Source organism: Novosphingobium sp. UBA1939, assembly GCF_002336885.1.
Classification (GTDB): domain Bacteria; phylum Pseudomonadota; class Alphaproteobacteria; order Sphingomonadales; family Sphingomonadaceae; genus Novosphingobium.
This window is the reverse complement of record NZ_DDFB01000137.1, coordinates 228,732-240,703: the sequence shown is the minus strand read 5'-3', so window position 1 is coordinate 240,703 and position 11,972 is coordinate 228,732. Positions and strand designations below refer to the sequence as shown.

The window sequence follows — 11,972 nt, the reverse complement described above, 5'->3', positions numbered from 1 at the left end:
GTCTGATCAGTTGCTGCGCGATGGGTGGCGGTCGCCCGGCGAACCGTGGAGCGCCTGATGGCAGCCATGGGGCTGGCAGGGGTTCGGCGCGGCAAGACGACGATCACCACGGTCAGCAACCCCAAGGCACCGTGTCCATTGGATAGGCGATTATTTAGTTTACAAACCCGTCAAGAGAGGTTGCCACGCAGATAGAAAGATCGCCGCCAACAATAAGGCGCTGGCGAGCGCATATCCACCAATGAGACAGGCCCGAAATCCGTTGGGATTCTCTTCCGGGCGAATGTTACCAAATATGGTCAGGAATGATCCGCGCCTTTTTGCCGTCGCCGTTTTAAGGACCATGTAGATTGCGAACGCAATCAGAAGGTAACGAACTACGTCAGGATTCACTCGGGTTTCTCCGGCACCGGCTTATGCCTCACGACCATCGCAAGCCTATCCTTGAAGCGCTCCGGGTCGTCGTCCGTCTCTAGCGCGCGGGCGGCTTCCTTGAATTTGTCGAGTTGGGATCGCTTTGGATCGGTGGTCATATGCTACGCCTCAGTCGTTCATGAAGTCAAAGCGCATTGTATCGCTCCACTTCGGGTGGATGGCATCCAGTTTGGTGCGGAAATCGTGGCAGTCCTTGCTTAGACGCACCCGGGAATGCCGGGACGGTTCAGTCTGCCGGCGTCGGACGCTTGAGGTAATTCGCCCTCTCATAGGTTATATATCTGAAATAAATTACTCTTTTCCAGAATCCATCATGCCGACACGCCATCGTGACGTTGAACACACGGTTGCGAGGCCCCGGAGGTTTCTCGAACGTGCGCTGCTGAGGCGATCTCTCATTTAGGAAACGCCGCCGCGAGATGGTCAAGCAATGCGCATAAAGCGGTTGCGAGATAATCAGGGAACGTCTGAAGTGGGCCAATTGCGCCGCTCATTGCTTGCGTTCGAAGCGAAGGCCGCAGACAGTCGCCCTACTTGGCAACGGGGTGCAAATCATGGCGGTTTCTGGATTTCTATTGGCTGCGGCAGCAGCGCTGGCCGGGCCAACCGCGCCGGCCCGTGAGGTCAACCCGCCCACGCCGGTGGCTCGAGCGGTCTGGCTGGCGGACTCCGCCCTGCGCGAGCCAAAGACCGAAGTCCTGGTGCTGGGCACTCCCCACCTCAGCATGCTTCCGCCCGATTTTGACCGCGCTCAGTTCGAGCCGCTTCTGGTCCGTTTGCAGGCCTGGCGCCCGCGCATGATCATGATTGAGGCAGTAGGCGGTGCGCAGTGCGACTATCTGCGAGCGTTTGCCGCCTTTTACCCGGGCGTTGCGGAGGATTATTGCCCCGACGCCAGCGCGGCGCGGGCCGCGCTGCACCTCGATCAGGCCGGTGCCGAGGCAGAAATTGCCCGGCTGCTGGCAACCGACCGGGCCGACCGCCCCGCAGCCGAACGGCGCCGGCTGGCCGCGCTATTTCTCGCGGCCGGGGATCCGGCTTCGGCCAGGGTGCAGTGGTTGCGTCTGGCCGAACCGGAGCGCGTCGCGGCGGACGGCCTGACCGACGCCTTGTTGGGAACGATAGCCGCGATCGGCAAGCGGCCGAATGAAAATCGCGAAGTGGCGGCCGTGGTGGCCGCGCGTCTTGGCCTGGAACGCGTCTGGCCCGTGGACGACCACACCGGTGATCGCGCGTCGGGGCCCAGCAACGCGGAGATGGACGCGGCGATCCAGCGGCTGTGGGATAACAACTGGTCACACGAACGCAGACCGTTGCTCGAACAGGTTCCGTCACGGCTCAAGAATGGGGCGGTGCTATCAGTCTATCGCGACGAGAACAGCCTGGCTGCAGCCCGATACGCCGTGGCGTCGGATTTTGCCGCCACCGCCGCTGACCCCGCCGAACAACGCTATGGCCGGCGCTATCTGGCCTATTGGGAAACGCGCAACCTCCGCATGGTTGCGAACATGCGCGAGGCCATGGGGCCAACGCCCGGGACGCGAGTGTTGGCCATCGTCGGCTCATCGCACAAGCCCTATTACGAACGCTATCTCGGGGTCCTCAGCGAAATCCGCTTGGTCAGTACCGACGAGGTTCTCGCGGACAAGCCGCGTTAGCGGCAGCGGCCCGCTGGGCGCGCTTACTGTCCGTTTGGGGAAGAAACGCTGGCTTGCGCTTTGCTCGGATCAGCAAAGTTGAGACAGCTATGTGCGCTCACCAGCCCGATCCCCACGCCGGACTGAGTTTCTCATCCGCAACAGGGCACGGCATCGCGCGGCTGCCCCAAAAGGCAGGATTGCAGCGCGTCCCTGCACGGATAGCAGCTTGCCATGACACGGCTTATCCTGATTCTGGGCGATCAGTTGACGCCTTCGCTCTCATCGTTGTGCGCCGCCGATCCGGCGAGCGATGTCGTGCTGATGGCCGAAGTGGCGGCGGAAACGACCTATGTCCGGCACCACAAGAAGAAGATTGCCCTGGTCCTGTCGGCGATGCGCCATTTCGCCGCGGAGCTTCGCACCCTTGGCTGGAACGTGGATTATGTCCGGCTCGACGATCCGGATAACACCGGCAGCCTGCGTGGAGAAGCCCATCGGGCCATGGCGCGGCATGGCGCCAGCAGCATCCTTGCGACCGAGCCGGGCGAATGGCGGTTGATGGAAGAGATGAGCGCCTGGGCCGAGCTGTTGCCCGATACGCGCTTTCTGGCCGATCGCCACGGATTCGCGCGCTGGGCCGAGGCGCGCAAGAGCCTGCGCATGGAGCATTTCTATCGCTTGATGCGGCGCAAGACGGGGCTGTTGATGGACGGCGAGCAGCCCGCCGGAGGGCAATGGAATTTCGATCACGACAACCGCGCTCCGCCGCCGGGCGCATTGGGGCTGCCCCAGCCCGCGCGCTTCGCTCCCGACGCGATCACGCGGGACGTACTCGATCTGATAGCGCGACGCTTTCCCGATCACTTCGGCGATCTTGAGCCGTTCTGGTTCGCCACGACCCGATCCGATGCAAGGGCCGCCTTTGACCATTTCCTGCGCCACGGCCTGCGCGATTTTGGCCGGTATCAGGATGCCATGCTGAGCGGCCACCGATTTCTGTGCCACGCCGTGGTCTCGATCTACCTCAATCTGGGGTTGCTCGATCCGCTGGAAATGTGCCGGGCGGTCGAGGAAGAATGGCGCGCTGGCCGCGTGCCGCTGAACAGCGCGGAAGGTTTCATCCGGCAGATCATCGGTTGGCGTGAATTCGTGCGCGGCATTTACTGGTGGCAAGGCCCCGATTACGCGAGAGTCAACGCGCTGGATGCGCGGCGCCCGTTGCCGTGGTTCTACTGGAGCGGCGAAACACCCATGGCCTGCCTGCGCGCCTGCATCGCCCAGACCCGCGAGGAGGCCTATGCCCACCACATTCAGCGGCTGATGGTGACAGGCACGTTTGCCTTGCTCGCCGGCGTCGATCCCCACGCGTTGCACGAATGGTATCTGGCGGTCTACGCCGACGCGTTCGAATGGGTTGAGCTACCCAACACCATCGGCATGAGCCAGTTTGCCGACGGCGGCTTGCTGGCCAGCAAACCCTATGCCGCGAGCGGTGCCTACATTCAGCGGATGAGCGACTATTGCGGCACCTGCGCCTACAACGTCAAGGCACGGGTGGGGCCACAGGCGTGCCCGTTCAACTTCCTGTATTGGCGCTTCATCGCCACCCATGCGGCCACATTACGGAGGAACGGCCGCATGGCGCAGATGGTGCGCGTATGGGACAAATTCCCGCCCGATCATCGGCGCGAATTGCTGAATCAGGCAGATGCCTTTCTGGCCGGTCCCGCGCTTGCGCCTGCCCCGTAAGCCAAACAAGCTGGCCGGTCAGGCGTGCTCGCACGCTCACCATGGTATGCGTGTGCCGTCCCAGGCAAAAAAGCCGCCGCTGTCCTCCGGCGTGAGGCGGTCGATCACATCAAGCAGATGCGCGGCGGCTGTTTCCGGCGAAAACAGCTGACCCGGCGCTACACCTGACTGGAATGGTCGGGAAAGGCCGGTGGCCACGGTGCCGGGATGCAACGCGACGATGACCGCCAGGGGATGCGTGCGCCGCATCTCGATGGCGAAATTGGCAATCAGCATGTTGAGCGCGGCTTTGCTGGCGCGATAACCATGCCATCCCCCCAGCCGGTTGTCGCCAATCGAACCCACGCGCGCGGAAAGAACCGCAAACACCGCACGCCGGTCCTTGGGCAGCCTGGGCAACCAGTGTTTGGCGATGAGCGCCGGACCGATCGTGTTGACCGCGAACATCCGGGCCATGGCTTCGGGCTGTATCGCCCGCAGCGTCTTTTCAGGCATGACCGCTCCGGATTGGTCGTGAAGCAGACCGCTTGCTACCAGCACCAGATCGGGCGGTGTCTCCAGGATCGAGCAGGCATTGATGATGCTGCTTTCATCGGTCAGGTCATACAGGAAAGGTATCCGTTGCGGTCGGGGCGGCAGGGGGCGGCGCGATCCCGCATGGATATGTGCGTAGCGGCCGCAAGCGGCCAAACGATCCACCAGAGCGCCGCCAACCCCGCCACCGGCGCCGAACACAACCGCGCAGGTCATCGCGCGATGCCTTCCAGAACAGGCCGCTCCCGCGCCCACAGGACCGCGCGGTTGCGATCGCGTTCGCCGCGCCAGACCATGCTGACCATGGCCGCAGTGGCCTTGTTCGCAGGCTGATTGCGCACAGGGTCCACCTTTTCAACAAGCACCATGTCAATCGTCCACGTCGTGGGAGCCAAATCATTCGTCTGATTGGCTCCTGCCATAGACACGAGAGCGCCTGAGACGGGCAATATGCACGACAGTGCAAAGTGGGCCTGTCTTCCCGCGCAAAGGCGCGTGCCCACCTCTCGCTCGACCCGCGCGCGGCCTGCGCTGGACGATCACGTCATCCGCGTAACGGGGCGTGAGGCCGGCGAAGCGTTGCGGTTGCGCGCATCGGCCACGGCCGCAGCGCCTTGCGCGCTCATGCCGCCGCCTCTTCCGCCACGAAGTAATCGCGGCGCAGCGTGCGCGCGGCCAGCAGGAACATCGCCCCGGCGATGAAGAACACACACACCGCCGACATCAGCGCCGACCGCACGCCAGTCGCCGCCGCCGCAGCGCAGGCGTGCTGGAGGGCGTCCACGGCCTGCGCCCCCGCCTTCATCGCATGGCACTGCGTCAGATAATCCCCACCCTGGAAAGCGGAGGAGGCGAAGCGATCGCTCATCCAGCCGACGAAGGTCGGTCCACCGCCATAGCCGACAAGCGTGTAGAACATGCCGAACACAGCCGCCCCGGTCGCCCGCATCCGCGGCTCCAGCAGATTCTGGATCATGCCGATGGTGGGGCCGTAGTACAGCAGCAGGAAGCAGCCCGAAATCACCAGCAACACGGTGCCAAGCAGGGGCGATGCGGCGCTGAACGCGATCCAGTAAAAGAACGGCGCAATGAACAGGCCGATCGCAGCGCCCCACGCCGGCCAGCGCCCATCGCCCCGCCGTGCGAGCCAATCGGTGCCGAACGACCCGATAAGCAGGCCGCTGCCCAGTGCCAGCGCCGAGATCGTGCCATAGAGCGCGCCCGCAGACCGCGCCGGCAGATCGTAAACCCGGCTGAGATAGACGGCGAGGAATTGCGAGATCGAACTCATGCCGAAGCCGGCGAGCGCCCCGCCCGCGATGACGAACATCAACGCTGGCTTGCTCGCCACCACTTTCAGGAACGCCCGGAAATCGGGCGCCGGCGTCTTCACCGGCGGCATGTTGTCCGCCAGCCCCCGGCGCGGTTCGCGCACCAGCAGGATGAACAGCAGGCCGATCACCACGCCCGGCAGTCCCATCACGATGAAGGCCGCGCGCCATCCCCACATGCCCGTCACGGCACCGCCGACAGAGGCGCCGATAAAGCTGCCGATCGGCGATCCCAGCAGGATCAGGCCCATCACCGAAGCCCGGCGTTCGCGCGGGAAAAGGTCGCCCACCAGCGACGACGTGGCCGGTTGCGATCCGGCCTCGCCCATGCCCACGCCCACACGGCACAGCATCATCTGCGCGAAATTGCCCACGGCCGAACAGGCCATCGTCATGGTCGACCAGAACAGGATCGCGGCGGTGATGATGCGCACGCGCGACATGCGTTCGGCCAGCCGGCCGATCGGCACGCCCAGCACCGCGTAAAGCAGCGCGAACGCCAGCCCCTGAAGAATGCCGAGCTGGAAATCGGTCAATTGCAGATCGACCTTGATCTGCTGCGCGGTGACGGCAAACACCGACCGATCGGCGAAATTGAACGTCGCGACCAGGAAGCTCATGGTGATGAAAGTGCGACGATAGCCCGTCGACAACATCCGTTCGTCATCACCTGTCCGCATTGCTCTCCTCCGGGCGGCGCTTTACCGCTTTCGCTTGTTCCGCACCCGTACCGTCTGCCGGCACGCCGTTTGTGCCCCCGTGTGTGGCGGATGGTTGGTGATTTATCAATACGATTTGCAAAAAAGTCAGACCGGCTCGTTCAGCCTCACCAGATCCGCCAGCGTGGCAGTGACGGGCACCTCCACCCCCAGACGTTCCGCTTCGCGCGCAACGGCACCGTTGATCGCCTCGATCTCGGTCCGGCGGCCCGCCAGCCGGTCCTGCAGCATGGATGCCTTGTGCTGGCGATGATGCTTCAGCGCGAAATCGATCTTGCCCTCGATCCGCGCGATATCGATCGACAGGCCCTTTGCCGCCGCCGTCGCCGCCACTTCCCGCGCGATGGCAAAGGCCACCCGTCGGCCGGCCGGGGTATCCATGCCGCCCACGGTCAGCCCCGTGACGGTCGCGATCGAATTGAGCGCCGCATTGAACGCAACCTTTTCCCAGACGCCGCCTTCGATCGCGGCATCGTGGTGGGCATCGATGCCCGCGCCACGCAGCAGGGCCACGGCCGCTTTCGCGCCGTCATCGCCCTGGGGCCGGTAACTGCCCAGCCGGACGGTGCCGTGGCCGTGCGAGGAGACGCAGGTGGGCGCTTCCAGATCGGCGGGCATATCGGTCACGCCCATCAGCACCTGTTCCGCCGGAAAGACTTCTGCGATCGCCTCGGCATTGCCGATGCCGTTTTGCAACGTCAGCGCGAAGGCAGACGCCTGCACCAAGTGCGCAACCGACGCGATGGCAGAGGTGCTGTGCATGGACTTGGTGAACAGCAGCACCAGATCGACCGGCCCCGCCACATCCGCTGCCAGCTTCGCCTTTATGGGGATTCGCCGCTCGCCGTCATCGTCGGCCAGCGTGATGCCATCGCGGGCCAGCGATTCCAGACGCGCGCGGTCCACGTCGACAAGCGTTACGGAAACACCCGATTCCGCCAGCTTGGCCGCGAACAGGCAGCCCATCGCGCCGGCGCCGACGATCACCACTTCGCGCATCCGCATTCTCCCGCATCATTCGCCCGCGCGCCCGGGGGGCGGGCTGCGGCAATCGCAGCCAGCTAACCAGTGGCTCCCGATCTCGCAAGCGGCGTCGCCCCGCCCTTCACCGCGCCCTGCGCCAGCGGCAACAGTTCGAACAAGCGCCGCGCAGCCGGAACCACGCTGCCCCGCCGACGCGTGTAGACATAGAAACGGCGCTCGATTTCCAGGGCCTTCACCCGGATCGGCAAGATGGCGCCCCGCTGCAATTCAGCATGGAGCAAAGGCATCGGCAACCAGCCCAGCAGGGAACTGGCGGCAACGGTCGCCAGCATGGTGCCGATCGAACCGGTTTCGACCGCCACGTCGGGCAACGCTTCGCCCTGCGCGGTGACGAGGCGGTGAAACAGCATGCGCGGCGTGCTGCCGATCTCCGGCATGGTCCAACGCTGCCCCAGCGCCGCGCTCAATGGCACCTCCTTCGCCCCGGCCAGCGAATGCCCCGCCGCTGCGAAGGCGGTGTAGCTATCGGTGTAGGCCAGTTCCGCCATCGGCCAGATGTCGGGATGCGGCTCCAGTTCCGGGGCAATCGCCACGTCGATCTCCCGTCCAGCCAGCGCCTGGACCAGCCGGTCTTCGGGCGCGTCCAGCAAGTCGATGTGCAGGCCCGGCGCCATGTCCAGCAGGGCCGCGATCATGCCGGGCAGCATGGTGCGCGCAACGGCCGCCACCGCGCCCACACGCAGCCGTCCGCGCCCCAGGCCACGCAGGGCGTCGAGCGCGTCGGTTGCCTGTTCCATCTCGAACAGCAGCAGGCGGGCGTGCGGAATCAGCGTTTCCCCGGCCGCGGTCGGCGCCATCCCCTTGCTGTGCCGATCGAACAGCGGCTGGCCGAAGCGCCGTTCCATCTCGCCAATCAGGCGGCTGAGCGCCGGCTGCGTCATGAAAGCCGCTTCGGCCGCCCGTCCCAGGCTGCCCCGGTCGACCACGGCGAGGAATGCCCGCAATTCTCGCTGATCAAAAGCCATGCATAATCTTTATGACTTTTGCAAAATTCCGCAATGGCGGCGGTTGCCTTGTCGGCCGATAAGACGGGCGAAGAACGGGGAACAGCAAGATCATGCACACGGTTCGCGATGCAACGCTTTCGCTGCTACGCACGCTGGGCATGACCACGGTGTTCGGCAATCCGGGGTCGACCGAGCTGCCGATGTTCCGGAATTTTCCTGAGGACTTCCGCTATATCCTGGGGCTGCAGGAATCGATCGTGATGGGCATGGCCGATGGCTTTGCCCAGGCGACCGGCAATGCCGCGCTGGTCAACCTGCACTCGGCGGCCGGCGTGGGCCATTCGCTCGGCAACCTGTTCACAGCGTTCAAGAACCAGACCCCGCTGGTGGTGACGGCAGGGCAGCAGGCACGATCGATCCTGCCGTTCGAACCGTTCCTCTTCGCCGAACGCCCCACCGAATTTCCGCGCCCTTACGTGAAATGGGCGGTCGAGCCCGCGCGCGCGCAGGATGTGCCGGCCGCGATCGCGCGCGCCTATTACGTCGCGATGGAGCCGCCCTGCGGCCCCACGTTCGTTTCGGTGCCGGTGGATGACTGGGACCAGCCCTGCGATCCGATCGCGCCGCGCCGCGTGGTCGCTCGCAATCCCGGCGACCCGCTGCTGCTGGACGAGATCGCCGGCGTGCTGGCGCGGGCAAACGCCCCGGCCTTCGTGCTGGGTGCCGGCATCGCGCGCGATGGCGCGTGGCAGGAAGCGATCGCGCTGGCGGAACGCCATTCGGCCAAGGTCTGGGCCGCGCCGTTCGCCGCGCGCGAGGTCTTTCCCGAGCGGCATCCCCTGTTCGCGGGCTTTCTCAACCCGGCCCGGGAAGCAATCGTCCACGACCTTTCGGGTCACGATCTGATCCTGGTCGTGGGCGGCCCCTTGTCGCTTTACCACACCGAGGGGTTCGGACCGCACCTGCCGGAAGGCGCGCAACTCTACCACATCGTCGATTCCATCGCGGTGGCTAGCTGGGCGCCCGATGGCGCGGCCGTGATCGCCGATGCCAAAAGCGCATTGGCGCGGCTGCTGGGAGGCCCGGCGCCGAAGGCACGCACGCGGCCGGCCGGCCGCGAAATTCCCGCGCCGCTCGCGGCCTCCGGGCTGACCGACGCTTACCTGCTCCAGCAGATCGCCCGCCTGCGGCCGGCCGGGTCCGTGATCGTGGAGGAAGCGCCATCCAGCCGCGGTGCGATGCACGATCATTTGCCTATCCTGGATGCGGGCGGCTTCTTCACCTGCGCCAGCGGGGGGCTTGGCCACGGATTGCCCGCCTCGGTCGGTGTCGCGCTCGGGCGGCCCGATGCCAAGGTGATCGCCATTCTGGGCGATGGATCGAGCATGTACGCCATTCAGGGCCTCTGGTCGGCCGCGCAGCTGGGCCTGCCCGTCAGCTTCGTGATCGTGAACAACCGGCGTTATGAAGCGCTGGTCAACTTCGGCCGCCACTTCGGCTTGCAGCAGACTCTGGGGACCAATCTCGACAATATAGATTTCTGCGCGCTGGCCCGGGGCCAAGGCCTTTCGGCGGTGCGCGTCGATACGGTAGAAGCTCTGGACAGCGCGCTGACCGCTTCCTTCGCGGCGCAGGGGCCGACGCTGGTAGAAGTGCTGGTCGATTGACGCGCACTGCCACGAACGGGGCTCCATGAACGGGGCTCCATGAACGGGACAAGGACAATGTTCACCGGACGCCTCTCGGACCTGATCGACGACCGCCCCGATGAAGGCATCTTCCGCGTCAGCCGCGCGATCTTCGACGATCCCGGCGTCTTCGAGCTGGAAATGCGCCACATCTTCGAAAGCGGATGGGTGTTCCTTGGCATCGCCGATCAGGCGCGCGATCCGCATGACTTCTTCACTACCGATATCGGCCGCGTGCCGGTGCTGGTCAGCCGCGATGGCGAGGGCGCCCTGGCGGCCTTCGTCAACTCCTGCCCGCACCGTGGTTCGCGCGTGGCGCAGACACTGGCCGGCAATGCGCGCCTGCACGTGTGCCCTTATCACAGCTGGAGCTTCGACAGCGCGGGCCGCAACAAGAACGTGAAATTGAAGCGCGCCGGCTGCTATGCCGAGAGCTTCGACGCGCAGAGCCACGACTTGCCCGCCCTGCCCGCCTTCGGCGAATATCGCGGCTTCCTGTTCGGCAGCCTCGATGCAAACGTGCCGCCGCTGGAAACACATCTGGGCGAAGCGGCCAAGCTGCTGGATCTTGTCGCCGATCAAGGCCCGGATGGCTTCGAACTGGTGCCCGGTGCCGTCACCTTCACGTTCCAGGCCAATTGGAAGCTGCAGCTCGAAAACTGCTCCGACGCCTATCACTTCACCTCGACGCACCCTTCCTACATCCGCATCCTCGAACAGCGGCAAACCGCCAACACCGGCTTCGCCGTGAAGTCGGTATGGGAAAGCAGCGACTATTGGCGCGAGGACGCGCAAGGCGTGGCCGGCGGCAGCTTCAGCTTTCCCCACGGCCACGTGTTGAACTGGGGCATTTTCGGCGTGACCGAGGCGCTGCCGCTGTTCGAGCAGGCCGAAGCGCTGGCCGAACGGCACGGCGCCGCCAAGCGCGACTGGATGTTCAACATGCGCAACCTGTCGATCTTTCCCAATCTGCAGATCGCCGAAAACGCGTCGAGCCAGTTGCGCGTCATCCGCCCGCTGGCAACGGACCTGACCGAAATGCGCACCTGGTGCATCGCTCCCAAGGGTGAAAGCGCGCAAGCGCGGCGCCAGCGGATCCGGCAGTACGAGGATTTCTTCAACCCCAGCGGCATGGCCACCCCCGATGATACGGTCAGCTACGAGAACTGCCAGCGTGGCTTCGCCAGCCGCGTAGATCCCTGGCTGCAAGGCTATTCGCGCGGCACGACAGCCAGCAAGCCCGGCGGCAACCCGTTCTCCGACCTGATCGGCATGGAGCCCGCCCGCAACGTGCTGGCCGATGCGCAGCTTGGCGATGAAACACTGTTCCAGAGCTACTATCGCGAATGGGCGCGCCGCATGGCGGGAGTGATCGGACAATGACGCTGTCCCTGCAAGACGCGGAAGCCATCCTCTATCACGAAGCGGAATGCCTTGATGAAAGCCGCTGGGACGATTGGCTGGACCTCTATGCCGAAGATGCCTGCTTCTGGATACCGGCATGGAAGAACGAGACCGAAACGACCACCGATCCCGATACGGAGCTCTCGCTGATCTATTACAAGGGGCGCAACAACCTGGCCGATCGCGTGTGGCGGGTGCGCTCCGGGCAATCGGTGGCCTCCACTCCGCGCATCCGCGCCGTCCACTTGATAACCAACGTCAGGCTGGTGAGGGCCGACGAAGCGAGCGCGCAAGTCGCGGCGAATTTCGCGGTCAATCTGTTCGACAAGCGATCAGGCCGGACGCATACCTTTTTCGGGCACTACCGGCACGCGTTGCGGCGCGAAGGGGATCGCTGGCTGATCGCTGGCAAGACGATCGTGCTGCTCAACGATACCATCCCCACCGTGCTGGACTTCTACTGCATCTGATGGAGGATGTT

Annotated in this window: 11 protein-coding genes and 1 pseudogene; 6 read left to right on the top strand and 6 right to left on the bottom strand. The window is 64.9% G+C overall.

The window, feature by feature from the left end:
* Nucleotides 1-24 precede the first annotated feature (24 nt).
* Nucleotides 25-147: pseudogene (locus B3547_RS22115) on the top strand (IS3 family transposase); the annotation flags it as partial.
* 242 nt (nt 148-389) lie between these two features.
* Here the strand turns inward: B3547_RS22115 and B3547_RS18830 are convergent.
* Nucleotides 390-533 (bottom strand): hypothetical protein, encoded by a 144-nt coding sequence (locus tag B3547_RS18830; protein WP_199558040.1) that lies wholly within the window; start codon nt 531-533, stop codon nt 390-392.
* A 456-nt stretch (nt 534-989) separates the two neighbouring features.
* Here B3547_RS18830 and B3547_RS18825 point away from each other — a divergent pair, with 456 nt between their 5' ends.
* A complete protein-coding gene (locus tag B3547_RS18825) occupies nt 990-2,093 on the top strand; it encodes a DUF5694 domain-containing protein (protein WP_292965804.1) in 1,104 nt (367 codons plus the stop codon).
* 213 nt (nt 2,094-2,306) lie between these two features.
* A complete protein-coding gene (locus tag B3547_RS18820; protein ID WP_292965801.1) occupies nt 2,307-3,824 on the top strand; it encodes a cryptochrome/photolyase family protein in 1,518 nt (505 codons plus the stop codon).
* A gap of 36 nt (nt 3,825-3,860) precedes the next feature.
* Here B3547_RS18820 and B3547_RS18815 read toward each other — a convergent pair whose 3' ends face one another.
* From B3547_RS18815 to B3547_RS18795, 5 genes are all read right to left on the bottom strand, one after another.
* On the bottom strand, nt 3,861-4,574 hold the full coding sequence (locus B3547_RS18815) for an SDR family NAD(P)-dependent oxidoreductase (RefSeq protein WP_292965799.1): 714 nt from the start codon (nt 4,572-4,574) through the stop codon (nt 3,861-3,863).
* Complete coding sequence (locus tag B3547_RS18810) at nt 4,571-4,780, bottom strand: hypothetical protein (RefSeq protein WP_292965796.1); 210 nt, start codon at nt 4,778-4,780, stop codon at nt 4,571-4,573. The genes B3547_RS18815 and B3547_RS18810 overlap by 4 nt, the downstream gene beginning before the upstream one ends.
* 200 nt (nt 4,781-4,980) lie before the next feature.
* Nucleotides 4,981-6,369 (bottom strand): spinster family MFS transporter, encoded by a 1,389-nt coding sequence (locus tag B3547_RS18805; protein WP_292965793.1) that lies wholly within the window; start codon nt 6,367-6,369, stop codon nt 4,981-4,983.
* A gap of 126 nt (nt 6,370-6,495) precedes the next feature.
* Nucleotides 6,496-7,407, bottom strand: coding sequence for a ketopantoate reductase family protein (locus tag B3547_RS18800; RefSeq protein ID WP_292965790.1), 912 nt, complete (start codon nt 7,405-7,407; stop codon nt 6,496-6,498).
* 62 nt (nt 7,408-7,469) lie between these two features.
* Nucleotides 7,470-8,417: a LysR family transcriptional regulator gene (locus B3547_RS18795; protein ID WP_292965787.1), complete on the bottom strand. Its 948-nt coding sequence runs from the start codon at nt 8,415-8,417 to the stop codon at nt 7,470-7,472.
* A gap of 92 nt (nt 8,418-8,509) precedes the next feature.
* On the opposite strand from B3547_RS18795, the gene mdlC reads away from it, so the two are divergent.
* From mdlC to B3547_RS18780, 3 genes are read left to right on the top strand one after another with little or no spacing between them, the layout of a single operon-like run.
* Entirely contained in the window at nt 8,510-10,066 is a 1,557-nt protein-coding gene (gene mdlC / locus B3547_RS18790) for a benzoylformate decarboxylase (RefSeq protein WP_292965785.1), read from the top strand.
* Between the two features lie 57 nt (nt 10,067-10,123).
* Complete coding sequence (locus tag B3547_RS18785; protein ID WP_292965783.1) at nt 10,124-11,470, top strand: aromatic ring-hydroxylating oxygenase subunit alpha; 1,347 nt, start codon at nt 10,124-10,126, stop codon at nt 11,468-11,470.
* On the top strand, nt 11,467-11,961 hold the full coding sequence (locus B3547_RS18780; protein WP_292965781.1) for an aromatic-ring-hydroxylating dioxygenase subunit beta: 495 nt from the start codon (nt 11,467-11,469) through the stop codon (nt 11,959-11,961). Before B3547_RS18785 ends, B3547_RS18780 begins: the two co-directional genes overlap by 4 nt.
* Nucleotides 11,962-11,972 lie beyond the last annotated feature (11 nt).